Genomic DNA, 26,201 nt, shown 5'->3' on the forward strand with positions numbered 1-26,201 from the left:
ATGTTTCATTTTTTTAGAAAGAAAAAAGCTAAGGTCCTTTCTATGAATTTCCACGGAAATTCTATCGATGTTCCAGAAACAAGCTTGCATTTTCCTTTATCATTAAAGGATATAGAAACTGTTTTTGGAAAACCTGACCGATTATTCAAAAAAGAAGGGCAGGTTATCAAATATATTTATGATGAACTTGGTTTCGTATTTGTGCATTCCTTTGAAGTTAAACAACACTTAAAGAGTTGTGACGTCTATATTGATAAGGAGCATTTAATTACTTCGCTTTATTTATATTTTGGAGAGAAGGTTAGCCCCATGTGGAACGAGGAAGAATTACCTCTCAATCCTTGCAAGACCCTGATAACTTGTAATGGAAAAAGCCCTTATTTTATTTCTGATAGACAGAGAGTAGGGGATTTTAACTTGATTTTATGGACTCCTTACGGAACTAATTTTAATGGAATTCCAGAGACCATTACAGATACACTATCAATTTCCTACTTCCCAGAGGTCAAACATGAACGGGAAAGCTACAAGTTAAAAGAAACTGACGAAGAACTGCTACATTTTGACAATATAAATTTTAAACTAACTATTATCCAAGTTTTGATGTACGATTTACGAGTACTGAAACCCTACTTTGACATCCATGATTTTGCGGAAGAATTTAGTGAACTGGAAATCGATACAGAAAGTATGGAGATTATTCAGCCAGCCCTTGATTATATGATAGATCTTCCTATACCTAAGAAATATGCCGAACAAGTCCAAGAAATCTACATGGATGGCGGAAATGAAATTTATCTGAATCTGATACCTCAGTGGGATGGAGAAGATGATGGTTTCGATCTAAATGAAGTTAGTCTTAAAGAACTGCAACAGTTTCCAAATCTGAAGCAAGCGACTATCATAAGCAGTAATTTTGAACATGTCAAAGAAATGTTCGACAAGCAAGGGGTTCAAGTGAAGGTATTATAATTGTTGCATTTATCTGAATAAATCATAAATGGATGGGATAAGTTCTTTAAGGAAAAGGGCTAAAAAAGGAAAGAAATCTGGTGTTGGAAAATGAACATTCTTGATCTTAATTCTAATCAGAAAGAGACGATATTGTTAATTCACCCTATGTTATCTTCTGCTCAAGGGATGAAGTCCCTCATTGCAGATCAGATGGGGCAAGGGTTTAGATATATTATTCCGGATTTGTCGGCGCATGGGCAATCAGCTTCGCTCATCTACGAATCGGCTCTTAAGGAAAGCCAGATGATTTATAATTATCTAAAGGCTCATCATATAAAAGACTTGAGTTTAGCCTTTGGAGCGTCCTTAGGTGGAGTTGTGTTGCTGCAATTATTGAATCATAAGGATATCAGGTTTGGGAAACTTGTTTTTGAAGGAGTTAGTTTATGGATAAATGCGCCCTTGCTTGATGTATTTACTAGGTATTTATTGTTAATAAAGCATAGAAAAGCTCTGCAAAATAGAGATCTTGCTGTTCGTAAGATGGTTGCACTTTATGGAGAAAAAGGAGAGATGATGGCGGATTCTTTCATTGCTATGGATGAAGAAAGCATCAAACATATTTCCCATGATTGTGCCTTCGTAGCTTTGCCTAACCTTACGCCAGAGGAACAACAAAGCTGTGTTTTCTTTTATGGTTCAAAAGAATTCGACTTGATAGCTGCTAAAAAAGTTCTTCCAAAAAAGTATCCTCACGCCACATTTCACATTTGGCAAGGATATGACCACTGTTGCAAGATCACTGAAAATTCGGCAGTTTACTGTAAATTATTAAAAGAAATGATTGTAAAGAAAAATACCAGTTTTAATGAGGTAACACATGACAAGCAAAAAATCTGATCTTGAACATTATAGAAATATGTTAAAACAACCTTGGGGAAAGATACAATATGAAATAACCTTTGCCCAACTCGTTCATTTGGAAGGTAAGAAAATTCTAGATTTTGGATCTGGATTTGGCTTGGTCAGTGAATTTCTCTCTCGCAAGAATCAAGTTACTTCTGTTGAACCTAATGAGGAAATGCTCTATGCCAACTCTTCCACATCCTATGAAAAATTGTGGGGAAGTATTGACCAACTCGCTCGTTTTACGGATAAATCCTTTGATCTTGTCCTTTGCCATAATGTTTTAGAATATATAGATCCTAATGACCGAAAAGACTATCTTCTGGAGTTCAAAAGAATTTTAAAAGATGATGGCTTGATTTCAATTATCAAGCATAATCAAGTTGGAAAAGTTCTACAAAGTGTTGTTTTTGCTAATGACATCAACCAAGCTTTTAGCTTACTCAATGGTGGAAATTTTGAGAGCCTATCTTTTGCAAGTGGTTCTACTTATACGATAGAGGAATTATTAGCTTTGTCTGGTTTTAAATTAGAAAACTATTTAGGGATCCGAACATTTTACAGTCTACAACCAAATGAATTTAAGAGCAAAGAAAACTGGTTAGAAGAAATGACAAAGATTGAACTTGCAGTATGTGATTTAAAACCCTATAAAGATATTAGTTTTTTACAACATTTGTGGCTAAAAAAATAATAGAAGTATAGTTTTTTTTAAAAAGTAAATTAAAAACTGATGTATATGAAAAAAAGTAAATGAGATGATTTCTTCAGTTTGTAACTGGATAGAATTTTTTCCACAAATCTATTTTTCCAATTTTGAAAGAATAATTCTTAGACAGTTCATGATTGTATCTATTTTAGTTCAGTACCTTCAATTTTTATTTTTAGAAATTTCATTATATAATAAAGTGTATCAAAAAAAGATATATTGATAGCCTAAGGATGCAAATAGATATTGAGGAGAAAATGAATGCAGAAAATAATGTTGATTATCAACCCAACCTCTGGTGGAGAAAAGGCTTTAGATTATAAGGAAAAGTTAGAAAATAAGGCTAAAAAATACTTCGAGCAAGTCGATACCAGAATTACACAAAAAGCGCAAGATGCAACACATTTTGCTGAAGAAGCCTCAAAAGAAAAATATGAGGCAGTTCTCGTATTCGGTGGAGATGGGACAGTCAATGAAGTGATCTCAGGTATCGCTGAAAGAGACTGTATTCCTAAACTAGCGATTATTCCAGGAGGAACTGGAAATCTTATTACAAAGTTATTAGAAATCAATCAAGATATAAATGGTGCTATTGACGAGCTTGATTTTAATTCTACAAATAAGATTGATATCGGAAAATCCAATGGCCACTATTTCGGCTACATTTTTAGTATTGGTTCACTACCAGAAGCCATTCATAACGTTGGAATTGAAGATAAAACAAAGTTTGGTATGCTAGCCTATGCGGTTAATACTATGAAGTCTGTCGTGACAGATCAAGTATTTAATATTACTGTTGAGACAGAAAATGGAAATTATATTGGCCCAGCCAGTCATGTTTTAGTTCTCCTCACCAATTATTTTGCTGATAAGAAGATTTTTGAAGAAAATAAGGACGGATATGCAAACGTTTTGATTCTTAAGGATGCCTCAATTCTTTCTAAATTATCTGTAATCCCTGACTTATTAAAAGGGGATATCGTTGAAAATGATCACATCGAGTACATAAAAGCTCGTCACATCAAAATCTCTTCAGATAGTGAATTAGAAACGGATGTTGATGGTGATAAATCTGATGACTTACCAGTAGAAATCAAGGTACTAGATCAGCATATCCAAGTCTATTCTCAACTGAAAGCATAATCTTATTTACCTTTAACAACAATTTTTTTAAGCAAAGGAAAACCTATGAAATTTAAAAGATTAGCGACTATTGTTCTTTGCTCAACGTTTCTTTTGACCTTAGTGGCATGTAGTCAAGTTCAAAAGTCGAGTGATGGAACAACAGAATCTTCAGTAACTCAAACACAGTCTGGTCAAGTTTCCTGGAAAGCCTCTTACACCAATATGAATAGCAAACCAAGTGAAGAAGAAGTCAGAAAAGCCTTGGCTGCGCATTTGGATAAGGACAGTGTGGATGCATTTTTCAACCTTGTCAATGATTACAACAATACTGTTGGTTCAGTTGGCTTAACTGGAGATTTTTCTACCTTCACCAAAACAGACTATGATGTAGAAAAAATTACCAATCTTTGGACACCGAAAAAAGGTGATTTTGTAGGTACCAACTGTCGGATTAACAGTTATTGTTTATTGAAAAATTCCATCGAAATTCCTAAGTTAGAGAAAGATGATTCCCTTTTGTTTGTCGATAATGATGCTATTGATAAGGGAAAAGTCTTTGGTGCAGAAGACAAGGATGCCTTTGATATTTTATTCTCAAGAGTCAAGACTGAAGCGACGACAGATGTTAAGGTTCATGCAGCTAATATGGAAGAATTCCTTTCTCAATTCAAGTTTAATGAACATGCTCGAATGCTATCCGTAGTTGTCCATGATGACTTGGATGGGCACTCCCTCTTTATCGGTCATGTTGGAATTCTTGTACCAAGTGAGGATGGCTATCTCTTTGTCGAAAAGTTAACCTTTGAGGAACCTTATCAAGCCATCAAATTTGCGACCAAGGAAGATTGTTACAAATATCTAGATACAAAATATGAAAACTATACAGGTGAAGACCTAGCTAACCCATTTATTATGGACAATGATAAATGGGTTCAACTCTAAAAGGATGATTTGCCTAAAGAGTGGGATAAGAAGTTACCAATCGAATGATAGCTAAATTGATATGATTAGAGGACAGCAAGCATGGATGAACATACATTAAGAGTTGTAAAAATTGATAAGGAAGCTATTTTTGAGTTGATCTACGAAACGTTTATAGCGCAAGAGCAAGAACTGCTGGACCTGTCGCCAGTAGATGTTATCAATGATTGTGCTATGGATTGGGAAAAGGGGGAGTTTATCTTTGCAGCACATCTTCAAGAAAATAGTCTGGGAGAATTTAATCCTCTTCCCACTAATATTGATATCCAAGATTTGCTGCAAAAACTACCTGTTACAACAGATTCCGTTCTTGGCAAAGAAGTGATTTATAGAGATTTTTCATTCGACCAATTAAAAAAATAGTATAATAGTAGTAAATAAAATAGTCATAAGGAGACACAATGGATATTAAAGATTTTACAGAAAAAGAACAAGAAATGATTAAAAAGGGACTAACTTTCTCTAAGCTGACCGATAAGGAAACTGCCGATAAAATTATCGCTTTAATTCCTCAAGATATGATTAAACGAATTCCATTTTTTGTTAGAAAACATGCCATTACACGTACTGTTAAGAGAATCTCGCTCGAGTATCCAGAGTTGTATGCTGTAGCTGAACAAGAAGGCCAACTTCCTGAAAAAGAAGCTCAAGAATTGCGACAAATTCTTACAGATATTTTCCAAGAAAAAATGAACAAGCATAAGATTAAGTAAGGTTTTAAATTTAGTAATTTCATGGCGGTTGAACCTAGGAGTTGAGAATGGCTATTGATGGCGTTAAAATCATTGACAGTGATCAAGGGTATGACATTTACAATGAGGTAGTTGGTCGTTATAGAGACGGTGATCATGTGTCCAATATTATCAAGGATATCCTCGATGCAGAGAAAGATTACTGTCAAACTGACTTTTTTACAGAGATTTATTGGACTGCTCTTGCCTATTCACTGTGGAAGATTGGTCACCTGACAGACGATATCAGAGATAAAACGGTAGAGCTTATCCAAAAAGGGGCTGATCCATTTTGGATGGAAATAGATCCAAAGGCTTTGAAGCAAAGGCAAAAAGTCTTGGAAAAACTTGCAGTTCAGTTGCAAACTGAAAATCCTAGACCTCTAAAGGTTCCTAAAGCAAAAGCTAATACTCAATGAAAATCAAAGAGCAAACAAGGAAGCTAACTGTAGACTGTACTTAAGTACGGCAAGGCGAAGCTGACGTGGTTTGAATTTGATTTTCGAAGAGTATAAACGCAAACCTTACTTTGAAGAAGGAGATATCCTTGCTGTTAAGTTCGAAGATGAATATGGTCTTGTCTTTGTATCTATGGTGGAGCAGAGTCCTAGAAAGCTTGAGTATCATCTAGCTTGCACGCGCCTCTTACAAACAAAAAAGCCCACCATCGATGATTTTTTGGCCAGTCAAATCTCCTGTAAGATGGACAATACCAAGTTTGCTCTGGTTACAGATTGCTGGTTCAATCACAAAGATTTAGGGCAATTATTAGATAATATTGAAAAAATTGGACAGGTGAAACTCAGTCCATTTAGTCTTTGGATGCTGGCACCTGCCCAAAATTTAGAAGATATTTATGAAGAAATCACTAGAGATAAAGGCTCCTCTGGCCTTCGGTTCATCGAAACCTATAAACTTGTCGATGATATTTTTTCAGTCTAATGTTTATCTGATAAGAGGAAAATAAGGGGTGAATCATTCCCACATGCTATGTTGGGCTCTGACACCATAACTATCTAGGGAACCATCTGTATTAAACTTGGCTTCAATCCTGTATCTTTTCCAGAGATCGTAATCTGCTGTTTGAATGGTTAGGATGAAGTTGGCATCGGTGTCAGTGACTTCATAATCAGCAGGATTTAGTTGAAAGATATCGATTAACTTTCGTGTTTGAAAATCTTGGAGCTTGAGATTTGTTAGATTGACATGATTGATAGAAATTTTCTGCAGTTGATTGTCGTCCTTGGGAGTTCTATAGTAGGTAATGATACAGTTTTTGAGTTGATCAGTATCTCTTCCTGTAGGAGTAAGGCTCATAAAGCCATAGGACTGATTATCTCGCTTGACTTCAAGAAGTTGACCGTAATAGAAGTGGTCGTTTTTGGGATTGGTGATGGGGCTATCTGGATTTTTATCTTCGAAACTAAATCCTTGATCCAAAAGTTCGGAAGCCTTGGTTTCTCCGATAATGACAGTGGTATCTTGAATGCTTACTGGAACAGGTTGAGCTGGAAGACCACTCATCATCATGCAAAACATAAACACATAACTCGTTAAAAAAGCAGTTCCGATAAAAGCGTTGGTTGATGCATAGGCATGACTGTTTTGAAAGTTTTTTCTTATAGTTAATACAATCAATTTACCAATACTTTTTAAAACCATACTAACAAATACGATGAAAAATTGTTTCTTCAAACATTCATAAATTGCTTGAGGGAAACTATGGCTATGATAGTAGAAGCCAGCCAATACGAGTAGATTTACGATTAGATAGATTATAAAGAACCAATGAATTTCTTTAAGGGCATTGGCATCTGTGATTTCTTCATAGTCAACGTGAATTCTACCTTGAATGGCATGGCCGAGTTTATAGATCCATTTTGGGACATCTTTCCCTTGTCTGACCGCAACTAGAAGTCTGATATAGAGATAAATAGTAAAGGATAAGGATAGAAAGAAAAGAGCATAAAATGCCAAAACAATACTAGTGAACATGACTGTTTCCCCCTATTTATACTCTTCGAAAATCTCTTCAAACCACGTCAGCTTCCATCTGCAACCTCAAAGCAGTGCTTTGAGCAACCTGCGGCTCGCTTCCTAGTTTGCTCTTTGATTTTCATTGAGTATTAACATTCAATAACACAATTTCTTAGCTCCATTATAGCATTTTCTATAGAAATAGAGCTAAAAACATGAGTATTATCCTACAAGATTCAAAGGAGAAAAATCATGGGAATGATTGCCAATTATCAATATTTACCAGACAATGAATTAGAACAAATAAAAGGTCTTTCCAATCAAGAAGATGACTTGTTAGACTTTACCGAGGACTCCGCTGATACTCATGATATCTTAATCGATATCAATAAGATGTGGGATGCTCTTCTCTTTGTCATGACTGGCTTTAGTAGTTCTGAGTTTATGGACGATGATCCTCTGAGAGAAGCTGTTTTAGGGGTGACTCCTCTAGAGGATGTATCTGAATATATCGCCTATACTGAAAAATCGAGAATTGCGGCTATCAGTCAAGCTTTAGAAGAATTTGATATGGACAAGGCTTTGAAAGACTTTAGTATGGAAGCATGCAAGAAAGCCGACTTATATCCTGATATTTGGGATTATCTTGAGGAAGAGGAAGAAATCAAGGATGATATTCGAATCAGTTTTGTAAATATGAAAGAGTTTTACAAAAAGATTCTGGAGCTCAATGGAAATGTCCTGGTAACTATTTGTTAAGGTTTTTATATTCCATTAGAAAGGTAGTCCCATGAATCCATTTCTAGAAAAGTATATTACTTTAAAAAAGCAATACCTGGACCAAGATGGAAATTCTTCCAGTGTTGTGGCACTCTATGATTTGGCTGATGAATTAGCTAAGTCTGAGGATTTAGAAGCTAAGAAAGTCTTAGTTGACCTCTATGAACAATTGGGTCTTTACACTAGTGCCTATAGCTTATTGACCGAAATCTTAGATAAACCAGACCGAAAACAGTTAAAGAAACTGAGCAGATTACAAGAAATGAGTCAGAGTCATGGCGATCGTTTTGCCCTTCCTCGTCCTCTAAGAAAAGAAGAGAAGAAGCATAGGCAGGAGCTATTACAGTCTTTGCCACATTTTATCTACCATCCAGATCCCTTAGCTACAGGTTCATTTGTTGAAGGAGAAGCCAAGCTTTGTCCATCTTGTGGGAAAAAAAGCAATATTTATTATGACTTGATCCCTTATTGTATCGAGGATATAGAATACCTTTGCCCAATGTGCATTGCAAACGGGCTAGCAGCTAAAAAATTCGATGCAGAATTTATCCAAGATGCCGAGTGGCAGGGGGAATTGGATCTAGAAAAAGATAAGCTTCTTTTTTGCCAGACTCCAGGCTACATAAGTTGGCAGGGAGAATATTGGCTTTCTTGTTGCCAAGATTATTGTGCTTACTTGGGTACAGTTGGAACTCGAGAATTGAAGGATATGGGAATCGCTGAGCAAGTCTTGGCAGACTATGAAGCGCGTGAAGAATATCAAGAGGTAGAAAACTACTTGGTCAAAGACGGGCCTATCTGTGGTTATTTGTTTAGATTCCTCCATTGTCAAAAATACCAGATCTGGGTTGATGCAGATTAAATCGAAATGTGATTAGCTATGAAAATTAAAGAGAAGACTATGGAGGAACTAGAATTATTCGAAGCCGCCTCCAAAGATTTATTAGATACTATGCAGGGATTTAAAGACAATCTATCTGTTCAATTTCCCCTATTAGATAGTGATAACTGGCAGTATGATAAGGGATCGATAAAAGTTTGTAAGGCTGATGAGTCAGGATTCAAAAAAAGATGTAGGGTCGGAATCAGCTACAACTTGAAAGTCTCCCTATTAAACGAAGAGGCCGAGCAAATCTGGTTACTATTTAAAGACTGGTTCAATACTAGCAGATTGGGTCAAGTTGAAAGAAATCCTAATAATGAGGATTTGGGAAGATATGTCTTCTCAGCAAGTTCCCCTCTAGGTGATCAGGTAGATTGTTCGATTTATTTGCCTAATGAGTGGAATATCCCTCAGATTAGCTTTTCAGGCTATCTAACAGCTCGTTATAGGGCTTGTGATCTTGATAAATTGCAAGAATAAGATGGAGGTTTTTAGAGATGAGAAAGATTGATTGGGGCAAGATAAAGACTCGCTTAGATGCTTTGCTGGTCATCGATGAGTATCTAACAGATCCGAGTGAGGATTGGCTCAGACTCGTGATTAAGACTGAGGAAGACTATGGACTCCGCTACCTTATTGACAATGGATCTGGTGATTCTTTAGATGTGATTTTGACTGATAAAATGATCCTTATAAAAGGCTTTGATCATGAAAGTAGTTTAAGCCAGTTTGCTGCTAACGAGTGGAATCAAGATATCATCGATAGTTTTTATAAAGGACTGGATGAAAAGTATGTCTCACTTTATTCAGAAGACCAAAAAGACGAAACAACCTTCTTTATCTGGTATGATGGTCACGCACATCAACAGACTTACCAAGATCAGGACGGCGGAGAATGGTTGCTTTCATACCTTTTTGATAGCTTTGAGAGATTTCATGAGTTTGTGACAGATTATTATTCAATCACAGTTGATGAAGACTTACTGAGAAAACTCTACAAGGAAGGATCTCTTTCAGATCGAGAAATAAACCAATTAATCCAGGAGAATTAAGAGGTTTATCATGAGAGTGAACTATAAAAATACCCCTAAAAAATATCAAACTCTAGCAGAAATAATCATTACACCATTGCTTGATTTACTTAAAAGTTTAACCTTGTTAGAAGAGGAAATTTTTGAGCGTAACAGAGCACTGGATAAGGAAAAAGAAGGCCTTGGCATCCCAGCAAATCAAGTTCATCCCAAGTGGAATGAACTTATGGATGACTATTTTCAGAGGCAAATGCAACTTCTAACTGGACGAGTGACTCAAAAATACTTGGAAGGAGGAGTTCGAAATTCTTATGGCTCCCCAAGTGAGTATAACTATGTTAAAAGGAATGATTTTTCTGTAGATTTCATCATGACAAAAGCTGAAGAAGCAAGAATTATCACCCATTATCAAGAAGCTTTAGAAATGAAGCATCAGTTTGTACTTAGATTGGTAGATGGGAATTGGTTGCTTGACCAGAAATTTTACGGTTTTGAGGATGAGGAAACTTGGTATCTCGACTCACTTTGAGCAAGATAGCTTTGCTTCCCAACTGATATGAAAAAAAGGAGAAGTCCTATGAAATTTTTGAAAAATCTATTTTCTAGTAAGAAAGAAAAGTCAGAGAAGAAAAATACCCTTACCTTGTCCATGCCTCTTTTCAAAGGCAAGCAGGCTTATTCTTTAGACCAGGTCGTTCAGGATTTAAAATCTCACTGGGGGCTTGAAATTTCCGAAGTTTCTGGAGATGATTCAAGTGCAAACTTTGTGATTGATGGTGCTCTCGTTGCGCTGGCTTTAATGGATCTTCCTATCCCAAGTCAAGAATTTGAAGAATTGTATGCCTATTCTTACCTCTGGCAGGATGTTGAGAAGGAAACACAGGAGCACACACAACACGCCATTGTTACTATTTTGTCTGACAATCTTACGCCAGTAGAAACTTATTCCTTATTAACTAAAGTCAATGCCTCTATCTTAAAAACTAGTCAATCAGCTATTGGTATTTATCAGGGTTCTACCACCTTGCTCTTGCCCAAAGATCTTTATCTAGACCTGGCTGACCTTTTGAAAGAAGAACTGCTTCCCCTTCAACTCTGGATTTATATGGGGATTATCAATCAGAAAGATAAGACCAGCATTTACACTTATGGTTTAAAAGAGTTTGGAAAAACTGAGATTGAAATTATCGACTCCCCTATGGATAGCGACGACTTATATTATTTCCTCTTGTCTATTCTTCAGTATGTTTTAGGCAGTGATGTCACCTTAAAGGATGGTGAAACCGTTGGCTTTTCAGAAGATCAAAAAATCAAAATCACTGAGTCAAAAGCCGTCTATTTGGAAGGAAATTCCTTGAAATTAGATGTTTAGACCATGATTTATAATTGAGTGTCCTTCCTAGATTGGGGGTTTTATGAAGCGTGATTTAAAAAAGTATTATCTCTACCGATTTCTGGACTATAGATTTGAAAAACTCTCTTGTAAGAATCCAAGTCTCAAGGAAATAAAACCAGAGAAGAGAGAAAAAATCGTTCTAGAGGCTACTCGAACTAGTCAAAAGATTATTCTGGTTTTAGGAATTCTTTATGTTTTGCTAAATTCTGCTTTGTTCATTTACCTTAGGGCTAGTGATTTTCAAAATCCCTTATTGGCTTGGTTTACTGACTACGTCGACTATTTAGGTGGACTGATAAACGGAGAATGGGGCGGTAGTTGGCGGCAAAAGCAAGCTAGTTTTTTAATGATTGCTCTACTGGCTTTACCCATTGTGGTCATAGAAGGTGGCCCCTTCTTCTTGCTGGTTTTATTGATTGGGAATTGGGTGCTAAAGAGAAAGATAAGATTTGAGAGAGAACATAAAGGAGTAGAGAGCCATGGCTAGAACGGCGATAATAGGTACTTTAATAGTTTTTGCAATCTTTAATCTGCTACTTGGTCTGGGGTTTTATCTCTTTCTAAAAAAGAGGAAAGAGAATGGGCAGTCATTGTACGAAACGCCTGTAAACCAACAAACTCGAACTGAAAAGCTGGGTCTAGGTGAGATTTTGGTCTACCTGTCCCTAATTGCTATTGCAGGGATCTTTGCTTTTCAGACTTTAAATAGAGGTGGTGTTGGGAATTCTATTTTAGCCAAAATGATTCTTCTACCTGCTCTGATGGCCCTTTTCAATGCAAGAAAAAGGACTGGAAAATCTTTACTTGCCCTCCTTATAACCTTTATGGTCTTTCTGGTAGGAGTCATGTTTAATCTCACGATTGGTTTGCCACCTCAAGCACCGATTTTGCAGATCAATGAAAGTAAAATCACTTTGGCAGAAACCAAAGCCAGTGAGCTGATGGATGCTGGATTTGATATTTATGTAAGACAGGGCGATGGTGGTAGCGAATACGAAGAGCTCCTGACAGATGGCAGTTTCCAAAGGTATTCAGGCGATAAAACAATTACCATCGAAAAAGGCTTCAGACTTGATAGCAATGCTGTTCCTTACGCTACCTATCTCCTGGCAAAAGATGGAATAGTACTGGGCAGTATTTCCTTTTACGGTGCTGAGGACCAGGATGTGGCTTTAGAAGATTCTAAGATTATTCAGGTTCGATTTAACAAGGAAAGTATTGAGGCAGCTAAAAAACATTCTATCACTCTCAAATTAGATGAACTTGACTTGACTACTCGACTGGATGTTTCTCTTGTTCAAGAAACTTTTAAAAAGCATCTATGGTCAATTCCCCCATCACATACAAGTGATGTCACTCAATTGTGGTATGGATTAAAGTGGTCCAGCAACAGTGACTCTCTATTTTGGAATGAGTATTATAGTCTCATCCGTCTAGATGAAAATTACTTGATGACTGATTTTGAGCTAGCTGTTCAAGTAGCACGAGATGAGTAGATAGGGTTTTGAATAGTTGATTATGCTTATGATTCATTAAAAGAAACTAATCTGTTTAGTTTCTTTTTTTGTTTTTTGATTTAAATTTAAAACGATTTCTATTTTGAAACTAAAGCAATTTCACGAACAAAATGTCAAATTGTTTTAAAAAAGTTCTAAAAATACTTTACAAGCCTCTGAAAACATGTTATAGTAATAAAGCTTAGAAAATGAGATGATGTTTTCTAGCAAATATAAACCCGAGTAAAAAATGCCTACGGACAGGCAGGGTTGAATGCCGAAGCGTGGTTGAAAAGCCACATTATTGATAGGGTTAAAAGCCTACTTTTATAAGTTGATGTTAGAACACTTGTCCTAATTCGTATAGATTTGTTAGTGTGGTGAAAGCACACGTCATCTTGTGAAACGGTCAATAAAGTACGTAATATTTGCTACTAGAGAGTTAGGAAACATCAGGAACAGACATACTCAAAAGAAACAAACATAAACACGTCAGTAGATTGTAGAGCAGGTGCCAACCTGCTCTTTTTTCATAAGTATCCCTTAGAGCCTTGCATGGTTAAGGTGTAAAAAATATGATAAAGGAGTATGTCTTTATAATGTTAAATCAAAACCAAGCTCCCATCTATGAGGGGTTGGTCAAGTTACGAAAAAAAAGAATTGTACCATTTGACGTACCTGGTCACAAGCGTGGCCGTGGGAACCCAGAGTTGGTTGAACTGTTAGGGGAAAAATGTGTAGGTATAGATGTTAACTCTATGAAGCCCTTGGATAATCTGGGGCATCCCATTTCGATTATCAGAGATGCAGAGGAACTAGCGGCAGAAGCATTTGGTGCTGCTCATGCCTTTCTAATGATTGGAGGCACAACCTCATCTGTTCAAACTATGATTCTCTCCACCTGTAAAGCGGGAGATAAAATCATCCTTCCTCGAAATGTTCATAAGTCAGCTATCAATGCGCTCGTTTTATGTGGAGCTATTCCCATTTATATCGAGATGAGTGTGGATCCAAAAATCGGTATTGCTTTGGGGCTTGAAAATGAGCGTGTAGCACAAGCTATAAAGGATCATCCAGATGCTAAGGCTATCCTAATCAACAATCCTACCTACTATGGAATTTGTTCAGACCTTAAGGGGCTGACAGAGATGGCTCACGCTGCAGGAATGAAAGTCTTAGTAGATGAGGCACACGGGGCCCATCTACATTTTACAGATAAACTTCCTCTATCTGCTATGGACGCAGGAGCAGATATGTCAGCTGTATCCATGCATAAGTCTGGTGGCAGCTTGACTCAAAGCTCGCTTCTTTTAGTTGGGGATCAGATGAATCCTGAGTACGTGCGTCAAATCATTAACCTGACCCAATCAACATCAGCATCTTACTTACTAATGTCTAGTTTGGATATTTCACGCCGCAATCTGGCCCTTCGTGGTAAAAAGTCCTTTGAGAAGGTCATTGAGATATCTGAATACGCTCGTCGTGAAATCAATGCCATAGGTGGCTACTATGCCTACTCAAAAGAGTTAATAGACGGAGTTTCTGTTTGTGATTTTGATGTTACTAAGTTGTCAGTCTACACTCAGGGGATTGGTCTAACAGGTATTGAAGTTTATGATCTCCTGCGAGACGAATATGATATTCAGATTGAGTTTGGTGATATCGGGAATATCTTGGCTTACATTTCGATTGGTGACCGTATCCAAGATATTGAGCGTTTGGTTGGTGCTTTAGCTGATATCAAGAGACTATACTCACGAGATGGGAAGGACTTGATTGCTGGAGAATATATCCAGCCTGAGTTGGTGCTATCTCCTCAGGAAGCCTTCTACTCAGAGAGAAGAAGTTTAACCCTGGACGAGTCTGTTGGCCAGGTCTGTGGGGAATTTGTCATGTGCTATCCTCCAGGGATTCCAATCCTAGCGCCAGGTGAACGGATTACACGAGACATTGTTGACTATATACAATTTGCCAAGGAACGTGGTTGTTCCCTCCAAGGAACGGAAGATCCAGAGGTCAATCACATCAATGTTATTGAGAGAAAGGAGAACTAAATGGATTTATGGTTTTCTGAAGTTCATACTCCAGATGTGAAATTGTCCCTGAGAACAGCCAAACAACTTTACGCAGGTAAAAGTGAATGGCAGGATATCGAAGTTTTAGACACGCCAGCTTTTGGAAAGATTTTGATTTTAAATGGGCACGTCTTGTTCTCAGATGCAGATGACTTTGTCTACAATGAAATGACTGTTCACGTGCCTATGGCTGTGCACCCTAATCCTAAGAAAGTCTTGGTTATTGGGGGTGGCGACGGTGGTGTTGCCCAGGTTTTAACACTCTATCCAGAATTGGAACAAATCGATATCGTTGAACCAGATGAGATGCTGGTTGAGGTCTGTCGTGAGTATTTTCCAGACTTTGCTGCTGGTCTTGATGACCCTCGTGTCACTATTTATTATCAAAATGGATTGAGATTTTTGAGAAACTGTGAAGATGACTACGACATTATCATCAATGATGCAACAGATCCATTTGGACATACAGAAGGTCTCTTTACCAAGGAATTTTACGGCAATAGTTACAGAGCCTTGAAAGAAGACGGAATCATGATTTATCAGCATGGTAGTCCTTTCTTTGACGAAGATGAGTCAGCTTGTCGAAGCATGCACCGCAAGGTCAATCAAGCCTTTCCAATTAGCCGGATTTACCAAGCCCATATTCCTACCAGTCCTGCTGGCTATTGGTTATTTGGATTTGCATCGAAAAAATATCACCCTGTCAAAGATTTTGATAAGGAAGGTTGGAAAAAACGCCAGCTTTTCACAGAATACTACACTGCAAACTTACACGTTGGTGCCTTTATGTTGCCAAAATACGTTGAAGACATTTTAGAAGAAGAAGAAGGGAAAAAATGAGTCGTTTATTAGTTATTGGATGTGGGGGCGTTGCCCAAGTTGCTATTTCAAAGATTTGCCAAGATAGCGAAACCTTTACAGAGATTATGATTGCTAGCCGTACCAAGTCAAAATGTGATGACTTGAAATCTAAATTAGAGGGCAAAACAAGTACTAAAATTGAAACAGCTGCTCTTGATGCTGATAATGTCGAAGAAGTCATTGCCTTGATTGAAAGCTACAAGCCAGAAGCCGTTTTGAACGTAGCTCTACCATACCAAGATTTGACTATTATGGATGCATGTTTGGCGACAGGTGTCCACTATATCGACACAGCCAACTATGAGGCTGAAGATACAGAAGACCCTGAATGGCGTGCAATTTATGAAAAACGTTGTAAGGAGCTTGGTTTTACGGCTTACTTTGATTATTCATGGCAATGGGCTTACCAAGAAAAATTCAAAGAAGCAGGATTGACGGCTCTTCTTGGTTCTGGTTTTGACCCAGGTGTAACTAGCGTCTTTTCAGCATACGCCCTCAAACACTATTTTGATGAAATCCATTATATCGACATTTTAGACTGTAATGGTGGGGACCACGGTTATCCATTTGCTACTAACTTTAATCCAGAAATCAACCTCCGCGAGGTTTCTGCACCAGGTTCTTACTGGGAAGATGGAAAATGGGTAGAAGTCGAAGCTATGTCTATCAAGCGTGAGTATGATTTCCCTCAAGTTGGGCAAAAAGACATGTATCTTCTTCACCATGAAGAAATTGAATCACTTGCTAAAAACATCCCAGGAGTTAAACGTATTCGTTTCTTTATGACTTTTGGCCAATCTTATCTAACTCATATGAAATGCTTGGAAAACGTTGGGCTCCTTCGTACAGATACTATTAACTTTAACGGTCAAGAAATTGTGCCAATCCAATTCTTGAAAGCCTTACTTCCAGATCCTGCAAGCCTTGGCCCACGTACAGTTGGAAAAACCAATATCGGTTGTATCTTTACAGGTGTCAAAGATGGTGTTGAAAAGACTATCTACATCTACAATGTTTGTGACCACCAGGAATGCTACGCAGAAGTTGGTTCACAGGCAATTTCATACACAACAGGAGTTCCTGCCATGATTGGAACAAAATTAGTGATGGATGGTACTTGGAAACAACCAGGAGTTTATAACCTTGAAGAGTTGGATCCAGACCCATTCATGGATGCTTTGAATAAATACGGTTTGCCATGGGTTGTGGTGGAAAACCCACAAATGGTGGACTAATGAAGTTAGAACAAGTACCAACACCAGCTTACGTCATTGATTTAGCAAAACTAGAAGAAAATTGTAGCATTCTGCAACAGGTTCAGGAAAAGACAGGTTGTAAGGTTTTGCTAGCTCAAAAGGCTTATTCTCTCTATAAAACCTATCCCCTAATTAGCCAGTATCTCTCTGGTACGACGGCTAGTGGACTCTATGAAGCTAAGCTAGGGCGAGAAGAGTTTCCTGGCGAAGTCCATGTATTTGCGCCTGCTTTCAAAGAATCTGACATGGAAGAGTTGCTTCAACTATCTGATCACATTGTTTTTAATTCAGAGAGACAATTACGAAAATATGGTCAAATTTGTCGTGAGGCTGGTATCAGTGTCGGTCTACGCCTCAATCCTCAGTGTTCTACTCAGGGAGATCACGCGCTCTATGACCCTTGTGCTCCTGGCTCTCGTTTTGGAGTGACTTCAGACAAGATACCTAGTGATTTGCTGGACTTGGTGGACGGACTTCATTTTCATACTCTTTGTGAGCAAGGGGCAGATGATTTAGAGACAACCTTGAAAGCAGTAGAAGAGCAGTTTGGACAGTACTTGCATCACGTTAAATGGCTCAATATGGGTGGTGGACATCACATTACGAGAGCAGACTATGATGTGGACTTGCTGATTTCTGAGATTAAACGAATTCGAGAAACCTATAACCTTGACGTCTATATCGAACCAGGAGAAGCGATTGCGCTTAATGCTGGTTATTTAGCTACTGAAGTCTTAGACATCGTTGAAAATGGGATTGAGACCTTAGTGTTAGACGCCTCGGCAAGTTGCCATATGCCAGATGTTCTTGAGATGCCTTATCGTCCCCCATTGAGAGACGGTTTTGAAGCGCAAGAAAAATCCTATACTTATAGACTTTCTTCCAATACTTGTCTAACAGGAGATATCATTGGAGACTATAGTTTTGAAAATCCAGTTGAGATCGGAGATAGACTTTACTTTGAAGATATGGCAATCTACTCCTTTGTCAAAAATAATACCTTTAACGGGATTGGGCTTCCAAGTTTGTATGTGATGGATAAAGAGGGTGAATGCTGTTTAGTCAAAGCCTTCGGCTATCAAGACTTTAAGGAGAGATTATCATGATGGACAGTCCAAAAAAATTAGGCTATCGTATGCCAGCAGAGTATGAACCCCACCATGGAACTCTTATGATATGGCCAACACGACCAGGTTCCTGGCCTTTTCAAGACAAGGGAGCTAAAAAAACTTTTAGTCAGATTATCAAAACTATTGCCCAAGGGGAAACAGTCTATCTTTTGGTAGAGGAGAACTATCTATTTGAAGCCCAATCCTATCTTGGAGACCAGGTCGTTTATCTAGATATTCCAACAAATGATGCCTGGGCTCGTGATACAGGTCCGACCATTCTCCTTAATGATAAAAGGGAAAAGTTAGCGGTAGATTGGTCTTTCAATGCTTGGGGTGGCTCATATGACGGTCTTTATCAAGACTATGAAGCAGATGACCAAGTGGCCAGTCGCTTTGCAGAAGTTTTAGAGATACCTGTTTACGATGCCAAGCCTTTTGTACTGGAAGGCGGAGCGATACACAGCGATGGTCAAGGAACCATTCTTGTTACTGAAAGTTGCTTGCTTAGTCCTGGGCGTAATCCTCACCTGACTAAAGAGGAGATTGAAGAGACCTTACTAGACTGTCTTGGTGCTGAAAAAGTTATCTGGCTTCCTTATGGTATTTATCAGGACGAGACAAATGAACACGTTGACAATGTAGCAGCCTTTGTTGGCCCAGCGGAAGTTGTTTTAGCTTGGACAGATGATCAGGATGATCCTCAGTATGCCATGTCTGCAGCAGATCTAGCTCTTTTAGAGACGGAAACAAATGCAAAGGGCCGGAGTTTCACTATTCATAAACTTCCGATTCCAGCTATTCATCAAGTAGTGACGGAAGAAGATTTGCCGGGCTATTCATATGAAGAAGGTGAAGAAGAACGCTATGCTGGTGAGCGTTTAGCAGCATCCTATGTGAACTTCTATATTGCCAATAAATCTGTCTTGGTGCCACAATTTCAGGACGAAAACGACCAAGTGGCCTTGGATATCCTGAGTAAGTGTTTCCCAGACCGTGAAGTCGTAGGAATCCCTGCAAGAGATATTCTTTTAGGTGGTGGAAATATCCACTGTATTACCCAACAAATTCCAGAATAGGAGAAAAAGATGAGAAATGTAACGGTTGCAGCTATTCAGATGCAATGCGCTAAGGATGTGGAAATGAATATCCAAACAGCTGAAGGTTTAGTCCGTCAAGCTGCTGAGCAAGGTGCCCAGGTCATTCTTTTACCAGAATTATTTGAACGTCCCTATTTCTGTCAGGAACGTCAATATGACTACTACCAGTATGCCCAGTCGGTTACAGAAAATACGGCTATTCAGCATTTTAAATCAATTGCTAAGGAACTAAAGGTCGTTTTACCAATCAGTTTCTACGAAAAGGATGGCAATGTCTTGTACAATTCTATTGCTGTCATTGATGCAGATGGAGAAGTACTAGGCGTTTATCGAAAAACACACATACCAGATGACCATTATTATCAAGAAAAGTTCTATTTTACTCCTGGAAACACAGGCTTCAAAGTTTGGGATACTCGCTATGCCAAGATTGGTATTGGCATCTGTTGGGATCAGTGGTTTCCTGAAACAGCCCGTTGCCTTGCTCTAAATGGTGCAGAATTGCTCTTTTATCCAACTGCCATCGGTTCAGAGCCTATTTTGGATACAGATAGTTGTGGTCATTGGCAACGTACTATGCAAGGGCATGCAGCAGCAAATATTGTGCCAGTTATTGCTGCCAATCGTTATGGCTTGGAAGAAGTACAACCTTGCGAGGAAAACGGGGGCCAAAGTTCTAGTCTTAATTTCTACGGTTCATCCTTTATGACCGATGAAACAGGAGCTATCTTGACTCAAGCAGATAGACAAGCTGAAGCAATTTTGTTGACTACCTATGACTTCGACAAAGGAGCAAATGAGCGCCTAAATTGGGGTCTGTTTAGAGACAGAAGACCTGACATGTATAAAGATATTGTGAGATGAAAATAAAAAGTAGCCCACTTAGGCTACTTTTTTAAAATTCTTTGTAAACATAAGGATTCTCTGGTTTATCGACTTTTACGAAAGATTGAACTTCAATAGTAGGGAGAACTTGGTTAAGTTCCTTGTGATAGTGGTTACTAATCTTACCTTTGACTTTTACCCAGGTGTTATTTTCGTAATGATTGGTATTTCCTGTAGTCAATAGCCCAAAAACACCTGAATCAGCGATACAGTGCATGATACCAAAGCGAAAGACAAATTGACTTTTAGCGTGATTCGGATCGTTGTAGACAAAGCCTGTGAACTCGATTTCCTTGCCTTCAAATTCATTTGGATAATCATAAATAGCTTCCATGACTTCCAAGTAATTCTCATCGGTGATAACAATACTAGATTGAGCTAAGTACTTATCAGCACTCTTACGGACAGTGTCTACATAAGCTGTGTGTGAATAAAACCTACTGGTATCCGGCTTAAGATACTGACTGCTCGTTCCTTCGCTTGCTTGGATTGCCTTGTCCGTTCCTTCTGACAGAGGAAAATAATATCCTTTTGCCGATACTGTTTGCGAATCTAGCTCGACAGTTGGAAATGTAAATCCAACTAACAAGGGTAAACTTAGGAGGACAAAACTAGCAAGCTTGGCAGAAAACTTATGTAAGTGACTGTGTTCTTTCAAACGCTTGAAGCAAATATAGGCTTGAACGATGGCTAGTAGCAAAGATAAAAACATAGTGATATAAGTCAGATAAGAGTAGTGGAGGTTTAGATACTGATTGAGCTTACCTGATAGATGTAGATAAAGGGTTAAGAAAAAATAACTCATCAAAATAAAAAATCGTATCATAGCATCACCCCGACTATATAAGAATAGACAAGAACAACAAGAGTTACGATGGTCATGAACTGCCAGATAAAGCGAGTTTTAAGATAATTCTTCATCATGAGTAGATTTTTGACATCAAGCATAGGGCCTATAATCAGAAAGGCAAGCACTGGAGCAAAGCCAAAACTAGAGAGAAGCGAAGAGCCAATAAAGGCATCAGCTTCACTACAGAGTGATAGAAGGAAGGATAGGAACATCAAGAGAACGATAGCAAGGAGTGGTGTTGCACTGATAGAAGTCAGGATCCGAGTTGGTACATAGACCTGGACAATGCTGGCAAACAGACAGCCAAAAACCAAATAACGCCCCATATCAAAGAATTCATCAATAGCTTGGATGAAGACCTGAAGAAGTTTCTGACCTGAAGTCAAGTGAGAAAAATCATGCTCATGACAAGCCAACCTATTTTCCTTCTGAATGGGTTCTTTCCAAAAAAATCCAAGGAAAATACCCAATATAGTAGCAACGAGAATAGAGCCCAAAGCACGTAGTAACACCATTTTAAATGAATTACCAAAGGCCGAATAGGTCGCAAAGAGTACGATGGGATTGATGATAGGAGCTGTTACTAGAAAGGGAACAGCCGTATAGCTTGGAACCTTCTTCTCTAAGAAGCGGTTGATGATCGGAACAATTCCGCACTCACAAGATGGGAAGAGAAACCCTATAAATGTACCAAAAAAGATTCTCCCCAAGCGATTTTTAGGGAGAAATCTATAAACTTTCTCAGGAGTCACATAGACTTCGATAGCACCAGAAATAATGCTTCCAATCAAAACGAAGGGTAGGGCTTCAATGATGATTGATAAAAAGATAGCGCCAGCTTGTAACACACTAGAAGGTAGACTTTGAAAGAGTGTCATCTATTTTTTCTTTTCTGCTTTATCTTTCTTTTCTTTGTCATCTGGAAATGTCACTTGCTTTAAATCAGGAAGTTTAGCGAACTCTTCGAACATCTTATCTAAGTCATCAGTTTTTGTAAATTTAACAGCCATAAGGCATACCTCAATTCTTATTGTTTCCTCTATTATACTATTATTTCAGCCAAAAGGTTTAATTTTAAATTGTTAAGACCAATGAATTTTTATCTTCAACAAATACCAAGCTAACTGTGACATTAATGAAAACAAGCTTTCTTCCTTATGGTATAATAGTTTCATGGATAAAAAATATGAAAAAATTTCCCAAGATTTGGGTGTAAGCTTAAAGCAAATTGATACGGTCTTGTCTTTGACAGCAGAAGGAGCAACCATCCCCTTTATCGCTCGTTATCGTAAGGACATGACTGGAAGTTTGGATGAGGTGGCCATTAAAGCTATTATCGACCTTGATAAAAGTCTTACTAACCTCAATGACCGTAAGGAAGCTGTTTTGGCTAAGATTCAAGAGCAAGGTAAGTTGACCAAAGAGTTAGAAGAAGCCATCTTAGCTGCTGAAAAACTCGCAGACGTTGAAGAGCTCTATCTTCCTTATAAAGAAAAACGGCGCACCAAGGCGACAATTGCGCGTGAAGCTGGACTCTTTCCACTTGCTCGCCTAATCCTGCAAAATGTTTCTGACCTAGAAAAAGAAGCAGAAGCATTTGTCTGCGAAGGTTTCGAGACTCCACAAGATGCTTTAGCAGGTGCAGTTGATATTTTGGTTGAAGCTCTCTCTGAGGATGTCAACTTACGTTCAATGACTTATCAAGAGGTCCTTAGACATTCTAAGATTACATCTCAACTTAAAGACGAAATTCTTGATGAAAAACAAGTCTTTCAGATTTATTACGATTTCTCGGAGACGGTTGCTAACATGCAGGGCTACCGTACACTTGCCCTTAATCGTGGTGAAAAGTTAGGCATCTTGAAGATTGGTTTTGAGCATGCGGTTGATCGTATCCAAGCCTTCTTTGCTGCTCGTTTCAAGGTTAAAAATGCTTATATAGATGAAGTGATTCAACAATCTGTTAAGAAAAAAGTATTGCCGGCTATTGAGCGACGTATTCGTACTGAGTTAACAGAGAAGGCAGAAGAAGGAGCTATTCAACTCTTCTCAGAAAACCTTCGGAATCTCCTTCTCGTAGCACCACTAAAAGGGCGCGTGGTTCTTGGATTTGACCCTGCCTTTCGTACAGGTGCCAAGCTTGCGGTCGTTGATGCGACTGGTAAGATGCTGACAACGCAAGTCATTTATCCAGTCAAACCAGCTTCAGCTCTTCAGATTGAAGAAGCTAAGCGTGATTTGGCAGATTTGATTGGCCAATACGGTGTTGAAATTATTGCTATCGGAAATGGAACTGCTAGTCGTGAAAGTGAAGCTTTTGTCGCCGTAGTGCTCAAGGATTTTCCAGAAGTTAGCTATGTCATTGTCAATGAGAGTGGTGCGTCTGTCTACTCAGCTAGTGAACTTGCCCGTCAGGAGTTTCCAGAACTAACCGTTGAAAAACGTTCGGCAATCTCAATCGCTCGTCGCTTGCAAGATCCCCTTGCTGAATTGGTTAAAATTGACCCTAAATCCATCGGTGTTGGCCAGTATCAGCACGATGTTAGTCAGAAAAAACTATCTGAAAGTCTTGATTTCGTGGTGGATACAGTTGTTAACCAAGTTGGTGTCAATATCAATACAGCTAGTCCAGCCCTACTTTCACATGTTGCAGGACTAAACAAAACCATCTCTGAAAATATCGTTAAGTACCGTGAGGAAGAAGGAAAAATCACTTCACGAGCCCAAATCAAGAAAGTTCCTCGACTAGGTGCTAAGGCCTTTGAGCAGGCTGCTGGTTTCCTTCGTATTCCTGAAAGCAGCAACATCCTTGACAATACTGGTGTTCACCCAGAAAACTATGCAGCGGTCAAGGAACTCTTCAAACGCTTAGATATTAAAGACCTAAATGAAGAAGCGCAAGCCAAGCTAAAATCCGTTTCAATCAAGGAAATGGCTCAAGAGCTAGAACTCGGTCAAGAAACACTTAAAGACATTATCGCTGACCTTCTCAAACCAGGACGTGATTTCCGTGATTCCTTTGATGCTCCAGTCCTTCGTCAGGATGTCTTGGATATCAAAGACTTACAAGTTGGGCAAAAACTTGAAGGAGTTGTGCGCAACGTCGTTGACTTCGGTGCCTTTGTTGATATCGGTATCCATGAGGATGGTCTCATTCATATTTCTCACATGAGTAAGAAATTTATCAAACATCCAAGTCAAGTAGTATCAGTCGGCGATTTGGTAACCGTTTGGGTGAAAAAAATCGACGCTGACCGCGAAAAAGTGAATCTGTCGCTTCTTGCACCAAATGAATCTAACTGATTACGTTAAACAGGTTTCTATAGAAGATTTTGGAAAACCTTTCAAACACCAAGCTCAATGGAATACTCGTCTACGGTCGACAGGTGGGCGATTTTTCCCTAAGGATGGTCATTTGGATTTCAATCCCAAAGTATATCAAGAACTTGGTTTAGAGGTTTTTCGTAAAATTGTTCGTCATGAGCTCTGTCATTACCATCTTTACTTTGAAGGCAAGGGCTATCAGCATAAGGATTTAGCCTTTAAGCAACTTCTAAAAGAGGTCGATGGTCTCCGCTTTGTTCCTCCCTTATCAAGTGCCAATCAAAAGCCAAGCTTAGTCTATACTTGTCAGACTTGTCACCAAATCTATCAAAGAAAGCGAAAAATCGATACCAAGCGTTATCGTTGTGGTCTCTGTCGTGGAAAGCTCCTCTTGTTAAATCGGCCTAAGGACTGATGTAGCAAATCTAGCTTAGTGCTATACTAAGATTAAGAAATCCGAAAGAGGAATAAATTATGAATACAAAATTTTATAAAATGAGAAGAAATCGCATGATATCAGGTGTTCTTGCAGGTCTATCTGATAAGTGGAATCTTGATGTAACCCTAGTTCGTTTCCTTTTTGCAATCTTTACAATCGCAAACTTTGGACTCGGAATTATTATCTACATTATCTTAGCTTCTATCCTACCAACAAAGGAAGATATCGAAGCTGAAATGTATGGAACAGGCCCACGCAAGATCAAAGAAGCCAAACCTATCAATGATGACGAAGGTTGGTTTTGGTAAATCAAATTAACTGTCTATATTTTGATAGTAAAAGAGGCTGGGACGAAAGTCCTAGCCTCTCAATTGTCTTTGGATTGCCGAGCAAGACGCAGTGGTTGAGTGGGCTTTACTACGCTGATTTCATCAGCTTTTACAGCCCTACTCAACTGTGCGGAGGTGGGACGACGAAATCGAATTCTAACGAATTACTGATTTCTGTCCCACTCTCTTTTTTAAATACTAAACAATTGACCCAATAGATAAGTCATTCCCATGGTTAAAAGACCGATACAAAGGTTACGAATCATAGCTGTTTTGGTTGGTGCTTTTCCAAGTTTAGCACTGGTGTAGCCGGTAACTAATAGAGAAATTGCTACAATAACAACAGTAGCAGGGATTCGGTAGTCACTTGTAAAGATTGTAACCGAAAGCATTGGTGGTAAACTACCAAGAACAAAAGCGATGAAGCTAGATGTTGCAGCATGCCAAGGATTAGTAAATTCTTCGTACTCGATTCCGTATTTTTCCTCAACCAAAGCCTTGAGAGGATTTTTTAGAAAAGCTTTATTGACTAAAAGTTGAGCTGAAGTTTCACACTCACCATTTTGAAGATAAGCAGCATAGAGGGATTTTTTTGCAGCTTCGAGATCCTTATCCAAAAGTAATTGTTCACGCGCTACAGCGGCTTCCTCGGTGTCTTTTTGAGTAGATACAGAGACATACTCGCCTCCAGCCATAGAAAATGCACCTGCTAAGATTGCAGCTAAACCTGAGAGAAAGATAATCCAGATATTGCTGGTTGCACTGGCAACCCCGATAACAACACCTGCAATGGAAATAATCCCGTCATTAGCTCCAAGAACACCAGCACGTAGGATATTTAAACGACCAGCAAAGTTTGTATCTATTTCATGTTTATTTTCTGACATAGTATTCTCCTTTATATCTAGTATAAAGGATAGGAGAAGTGAAAACAAACATTTTTAACTATCTGAAAAAAGTTCTACAATTCTAATAAAAGATTGCTATTTTTCTCTATCAGGCAT

General features: G+C 38.5%; 29 protein-coding genes and 2 pseudogenes. 26 read left to right on the plus strand and 5 right to left on the minus strand.

Annotated features, from left to right (window positions below; genetic code table 11):
* The 9 genes and pseudogenes from QM469_RS02425 to QM469_RS02465 all read left to right on the plus strand — a co-directional run.
* Entirely contained in the window at positions 1-972 is a 972-nt protein-coding gene (locus QM469_RS02425) for a DUF6892 domain-containing protein (protein WP_281335569.1), read from the plus strand.
* Positions 973-1,062: 90 nt separating this feature from the next.
* A complete protein-coding gene (locus QM469_RS02430) occupies positions 1,063-1,854 on the plus strand; it encodes an alpha/beta fold hydrolase (protein ID WP_281335570.1) in 792 nt (263 codons plus the stop codon).
* Positions 1,835-2,554, plus strand: a complete 720-nt coding sequence (locus tag QM469_RS02435; protein WP_414276009.1) for a class I SAM-dependent methyltransferase — start codon at positions 1,835-1,837, stop codon at positions 2,552-2,554. The genes QM469_RS02430 and QM469_RS02435 overlap by 20 nt, the downstream gene beginning before the upstream one ends.
* A 276-nt stretch (positions 2,555-2,830) precedes the next feature.
* Positions 2,831-3,712, plus strand: coding sequence for a diacylglycerol/lipid kinase family protein (locus tag QM469_RS02440; protein ID WP_414276010.1), 882 nt, complete (start codon positions 2,831-2,833; stop codon positions 3,710-3,712).
* A 45-nt stretch (positions 3,713-3,757) separates the two neighbouring features.
* Positions 3,758-4,636: a DUF4300 family protein gene (locus QM469_RS02445; RefSeq protein ID WP_414276011.1), complete on the plus strand. Its 879-nt coding sequence runs from the start codon at positions 3,758-3,760 to the stop codon at positions 4,634-4,636.
* Between the two features lie 81 nt (positions 4,637-4,717).
* A complete protein-coding gene (locus QM469_RS02450) occupies positions 4,718-5,038 on the plus strand; it encodes a hypothetical protein (protein ID WP_075231391.1) in 321 nt (106 codons plus the stop codon).
* Positions 5,039-5,076: 38 nt separating this feature from the next.
* Positions 5,077-5,388 (plus strand): hypothetical protein, encoded by a 312-nt coding sequence (locus QM469_RS02455; RefSeq protein ID WP_075231390.1) that lies wholly within the window; start codon positions 5,077-5,079, stop codon positions 5,386-5,388.
* A gap of 47 nt (positions 5,389-5,435) precedes the next feature.
* Positions 5,436-5,810, plus strand: a pseudogene (locus QM469_RS02460) (hypothetical protein); the annotation flags it as partial.
* A 112-nt stretch (positions 5,811-5,922) separates the two neighbouring features.
* A pseudogene (locus QM469_RS02465) lies at positions 5,923-6,348 on the plus strand (hypothetical protein); the annotation flags it as partial.
* 33 nt (positions 6,349-6,381) lie between these two features.
* Here QM469_RS02465 and QM469_RS02470 read toward each other — a convergent pair.
* Positions 6,382-7,401 carry a hypothetical protein gene (locus tag QM469_RS02470; protein ID WP_153225582.1) on the minus strand — a complete coding sequence of 340 codons (1,020 nt, stop codon included), beginning with the start codon at positions 7,399-7,401 and terminating at the stop codon, positions 6,382-6,384.
* 234 nt (positions 7,402-7,635) lie between these two features.
* Here QM469_RS02470 and QM469_RS02475 point away from each other — a divergent pair, with 234 nt between their 5' ends.
* The 14 genes from QM469_RS02475 (at position 7,636) to aguB (ending at position 20,234) form a co-directional block, all read left to right on the plus strand.
* Positions 7,636-8,142 (plus strand): YfbM family protein, encoded by a 507-nt coding sequence (locus QM469_RS02475; RefSeq protein ID WP_414276012.1) that lies wholly within the window; start codon positions 7,636-7,638, stop codon positions 8,140-8,142.
* Between the two features lie 31 nt (positions 8,143-8,173).
* On the plus strand, positions 8,174-9,025 hold the full coding sequence (locus QM469_RS02480; protein ID WP_414276013.1) for a CbrC family protein: 852 nt from the start codon (positions 8,174-8,176) through the stop codon (positions 9,023-9,025).
* Between the two features lie 18 nt (positions 9,026-9,043).
* A complete protein-coding gene (locus QM469_RS02485; protein ID WP_414276014.1) occupies positions 9,044-9,526 on the plus strand; it encodes a hypothetical protein in 483 nt (160 codons plus the stop codon).
* Between the two features lie 17 nt (positions 9,527-9,543).
* Positions 9,544-10,098 carry a hypothetical protein gene (locus QM469_RS02490; RefSeq protein WP_414276015.1) on the plus strand — a complete coding sequence of 185 codons (555 nt, stop codon included), beginning with the start codon at positions 9,544-9,546 and terminating at the stop codon, positions 10,096-10,098.
* A gap of 10 nt (positions 10,099-10,108) precedes the next feature.
* Positions 10,109-10,606 carry a hypothetical protein gene (locus QM469_RS02495; protein ID WP_414276016.1) on the plus strand — a complete coding sequence of 166 codons (498 nt, stop codon included), beginning with the start codon at positions 10,109-10,111 and terminating at the stop codon, positions 10,604-10,606.
* A gap of 48 nt (positions 10,607-10,654) precedes the next feature.
* Positions 10,655-11,449 (plus strand): DUF4261 domain-containing protein, encoded by a 795-nt coding sequence (locus tag QM469_RS02500; protein ID WP_414276017.1) that lies wholly within the window; start codon positions 10,655-10,657, stop codon positions 11,447-11,449.
* 43 nt (positions 11,450-11,492) lie between these two features.
* Positions 11,493-11,960: a hypothetical protein gene (locus QM469_RS02505; RefSeq protein ID WP_414276018.1), complete on the plus strand. Its 468-nt coding sequence runs from the start codon at positions 11,493-11,495 to the stop codon at positions 11,958-11,960.
* A complete protein-coding gene (locus tag QM469_RS02510; protein ID WP_414276019.1) occupies positions 11,953-12,969 on the plus strand; it encodes a hypothetical protein in 1,017 nt (338 codons plus the stop codon). Before QM469_RS02505 ends, QM469_RS02510 begins: the two co-directional genes overlap by 8 nt.
* A 599-nt stretch (positions 12,970-13,568) precedes the next feature.
* Positions 13,569-15,023, plus strand: a complete 1,455-nt coding sequence (locus QM469_RS02515) for an aminotransferase class I/II-fold pyridoxal phosphate-dependent enzyme (RefSeq protein WP_414276020.1) — start codon at positions 13,569-13,571, stop codon at positions 15,021-15,023.
* Complete coding sequence (gene speE, locus QM469_RS02520; RefSeq protein ID WP_414276021.1) at positions 15,024-15,884, plus strand: polyamine aminopropyltransferase; 861 nt, start codon at positions 15,024-15,026, stop codon at positions 15,882-15,884.
* On the plus strand, positions 15,881-17,140 hold the full coding sequence (locus tag QM469_RS02525) for a saccharopine dehydrogenase family protein (RefSeq protein ID WP_414276022.1): 1,260 nt from the start codon (positions 15,881-15,883) through the stop codon (positions 17,138-17,140). The genes speE and QM469_RS02525 overlap by 4 nt, the downstream gene beginning before the upstream one ends.
* Complete coding sequence (nspC, locus tag QM469_RS02530) at positions 17,140-18,267, plus strand: carboxynorspermidine decarboxylase (RefSeq protein ID WP_414276023.1); 1,128 nt, start codon at positions 17,140-17,142, stop codon at positions 18,265-18,267. Before QM469_RS02525 ends, nspC begins: the two co-directional genes overlap by 1 nt.
* On the plus strand, positions 18,264-19,349 hold the full coding sequence (aguA, locus tag QM469_RS02535) for an agmatine deiminase (protein WP_311523408.1): 1,086 nt from the start codon (positions 18,264-18,266) through the stop codon (positions 19,347-19,349). Before nspC ends, aguA begins: the two co-directional genes overlap by 4 nt.
* Positions 19,350-19,358: 9 nt before the next feature.
* Entirely contained in the window at positions 19,359-20,234 is an 876-nt protein-coding gene (gene aguB / locus QM469_RS02540; protein ID WP_414276024.1) for an N-carbamoylputrescine amidase, read from the plus strand.
* Between the two features lie 31 nt (positions 20,235-20,265).
* Here aguB and QM469_RS02545 read toward each other — a convergent pair whose 3' ends face one another.
* The 3 genes from QM469_RS02545 to QM469_RS02555 are packed head-to-tail and all read right to left on the minus strand — an operon-like array spanning position 20,266 to position 22,115.
* The gene (locus QM469_RS02545; protein ID WP_414276025.1) at positions 20,266-21,081 is read right to left on the minus strand and encodes a TIGR03943 family putative permease subunit; all 816 of its coding nucleotides are present in this window, start codon (positions 21,079-21,081) and stop codon (positions 20,266-20,268) included.
* The gene (locus tag QM469_RS02550) at positions 21,078-21,983 is read right to left on the minus strand and encodes a permease (RefSeq protein WP_414276026.1); all 906 of its coding nucleotides are present in this window, start codon (positions 21,981-21,983) and stop codon (positions 21,078-21,080) included. Before QM469_RS02550 ends, QM469_RS02545 begins: the two co-directional genes overlap by 4 nt.
* Positions 21,984-22,115: an SPJ_0845 family protein gene (locus tag QM469_RS02555; protein ID WP_000268695.1), complete on the minus strand. Its 132-nt coding sequence runs from the start codon at positions 22,113-22,115 to the stop codon at positions 21,984-21,986.
* Positions 22,116-22,278: 163 nt separating this feature from the next.
* Between QM469_RS02555 and QM469_RS02560 the strand changes: the two genes are divergently transcribed.
* The 3 genes from QM469_RS02560 to QM469_RS02570 are packed head-to-tail and all read left to right on the plus strand — an operon-like array spanning position 22,279 to position 25,176.
* Positions 22,279-24,408: a Tex family protein gene (locus tag QM469_RS02560; RefSeq protein ID WP_414276027.1), complete on the plus strand. Its 2,130-nt coding sequence runs from the start codon at positions 22,279-22,281 to the stop codon at positions 24,406-24,408.
* Positions 24,395-24,844 (plus strand): SprT family protein, encoded by a 450-nt coding sequence (locus tag QM469_RS02565; protein WP_281335595.1) that lies wholly within the window; start codon positions 24,395-24,397, stop codon positions 24,842-24,844. The genes QM469_RS02560 and QM469_RS02565 overlap by 14 nt, the downstream gene beginning before the upstream one ends.
* 59 nt (positions 24,845-24,903) lie before the next feature.
* A complete protein-coding gene (locus QM469_RS02570; protein ID WP_371607755.1) occupies positions 24,904-25,176 on the plus strand; it encodes a PspC domain-containing protein in 273 nt (90 codons plus the stop codon).
* A gap of 212 nt (positions 25,177-25,388) precedes the next feature.
* On the opposite strand, the gene QM469_RS02575 is transcribed toward QM469_RS02570, so the two are convergent.
* On the minus strand, positions 25,389-26,084 hold the full coding sequence (locus QM469_RS02575; protein ID WP_414276028.1) for a VIT family protein: 696 nt from the start codon (positions 26,082-26,084) through the stop codon (positions 25,389-25,391).
* Positions 26,085-26,201 lie beyond the last annotated feature (117 nt).

It is taken from the genome of Streptococcus infantis (assembly GCF_047464215.1).
Lineage (GTDB): Bacteria > Bacillota > Bacilli > Lactobacillales > Streptococcaceae > Streptococcus > Streptococcus infantis_P.

Excerpts from the sequence above, each read along its gene's own strand:
- QM469_RS02490 (WP_414276015.1), top strand. The coding sequence starts at position 9,544 with ATGAGAAAGATTGATTGGGGCAAGATAAAGACTCGCTTAGATGCTTTG.
- QM469_RS02510 (WP_414276019.1), top strand. The coding sequence starts at position 11,953 with ATGGCTAGAACGGCGATAATAGGTACTTTAATAGTTTTTGCAATCTTT.
- QM469_RS02560 (WP_414276027.1), top strand. The coding sequence starts at position 22,279 with ATGGATAAAAAATATGAAAAAATTTCCCAAGATTTGGGTGTAAGCTTA.
- QM469_RS02550 (WP_414276026.1), bottom strand. The coding sequence starts at position 21,983 with ATGACACTCTTTCAAAGTCTACCTTCTAGTGTGTTACAAGCTGGCGCT.
- nspC (WP_414276023.1), top strand. The coding sequence starts at position 17,140 with ATGAAGTTAGAACAAGTACCAACACCAGCTTACGTCATTGATTTAGCA.
- QM469_RS02450 (WP_075231391.1), top strand. The coding sequence starts at position 4,718 with ATGGATGAACATACATTAAGAGTTGTAAAAATTGATAAGGAAGCTATT.
- QM469_RS02565 (WP_281335595.1), top strand. The coding sequence starts at position 24,395 with ATGAATCTAACTGATTACGTTAAACAGGTTTCTATAGAAGATTTTGGA.
- QM469_RS02545 (WP_414276025.1), bottom strand. The coding sequence starts at position 21,081 with ATGATACGATTTTTTATTTTGATGAGTTATTTTTTCTTAACCCTTTAT.
- QM469_RS02430 (WP_281335570.1), top strand. The coding sequence starts at position 1,063 with ATGAACATTCTTGATCTTAATTCTAATCAGAAAGAGACGATATTGTTA.
- QM469_RS02505 (WP_414276018.1), top strand. The coding sequence starts at position 11,493 with ATGAAGCGTGATTTAAAAAAGTATTATCTCTACCGATTTCTGGACTAT.
- QM469_RS02515 (WP_414276020.1), top strand. The coding sequence starts at position 13,569 with ATGTTAAATCAAAACCAAGCTCCCATCTATGAGGGGTTGGTCAAGTTA.
- QM469_RS02470 (WP_153225582.1), bottom strand. The coding sequence starts at position 7,401 with ATGTTCACTAGTATTGTTTTGGCATTTTATGCTCTTTTCTTTCTATCC.
- QM469_RS02480 (WP_414276013.1), top strand. The coding sequence starts at position 8,174 with ATGAATCCATTTCTAGAAAAGTATATTACTTTAAAAAAGCAATACCTG.
- QM469_RS02475 (WP_414276012.1), top strand. The coding sequence starts at position 7,636 with ATGGGAATGATTGCCAATTATCAATATTTACCAGACAATGAATTAGAA.
- QM469_RS02440 (WP_414276010.1), top strand. The coding sequence starts at position 2,831 with ATGCAGAAAATAATGTTGATTATCAACCCAACCTCTGGTGGAGAAAAG.
- QM469_RS02455 (WP_075231390.1), top strand. The coding sequence starts at position 5,077 with ATGGATATTAAAGATTTTACAGAAAAAGAACAAGAAATGATTAAAAAG.
- QM469_RS02525 (WP_414276022.1), top strand. The coding sequence starts at position 15,881 with ATGAGTCGTTTATTAGTTATTGGATGTGGGGGCGTTGCCCAAGTTGCT.
- QM469_RS02500 (WP_414276017.1), top strand. The coding sequence starts at position 10,655 with ATGAAATTTTTGAAAAATCTATTTTCTAGTAAGAAAGAAAAGTCAGAG.
- QM469_RS02425 (WP_281335569.1), top strand. The coding sequence starts at position 1 with ATGTTTCATTTTTTTAGAAAGAAAAAAGCTAAGGTCCTTTCTATGAAT.
- QM469_RS02570 (WP_371607755.1), top strand. The coding sequence starts at position 24,904 with ATGAATACAAAATTTTATAAAATGAGAAGAAATCGCATGATATCAGGT.
- QM469_RS02435 (WP_414276009.1), top strand. The coding sequence starts at position 1,835 with ATGACAAGCAAAAAATCTGATCTTGAACATTATAGAAATATGTTAAAA.
- QM469_RS02555 (WP_000268695.1), bottom strand. The coding sequence starts at position 22,115 with ATGGCTGTTAAATTTACAAAAACTGATGACTTAGATAAGATGTTCGAA.
- speE (WP_414276021.1), top strand. The coding sequence starts at position 15,024 with ATGGATTTATGGTTTTCTGAAGTTCATACTCCAGATGTGAAATTGTCC.
- QM469_RS02485 (WP_414276014.1), top strand. The coding sequence starts at position 9,044 with ATGAAAATTAAAGAGAAGACTATGGAGGAACTAGAATTATTCGAAGCC.
- aguA (WP_311523408.1), top strand. The coding sequence starts at position 18,264 with ATGATGGACAGTCCAAAAAAATTAGGCTATCGTATGCCAGCAGAGTAT.
- QM469_RS02575 (WP_414276028.1), bottom strand. The coding sequence starts at position 26,084 with ATGTCAGAAAATAAACATGAAATAGATACAAACTTTGCTGGTCGTTTA.
- QM469_RS02445 (WP_414276011.1), top strand. The coding sequence starts at position 3,758 with ATGAAATTTAAAAGATTAGCGACTATTGTTCTTTGCTCAACGTTTCTT.
- aguB (WP_414276024.1), top strand. The coding sequence starts at position 19,359 with ATGAGAAATGTAACGGTTGCAGCTATTCAGATGCAATGCGCTAAGGAT.
- QM469_RS02495 (WP_414276016.1), top strand. The coding sequence starts at position 10,109 with ATGAGAGTGAACTATAAAAATACCCCTAAAAAATATCAAACTCTAGCA.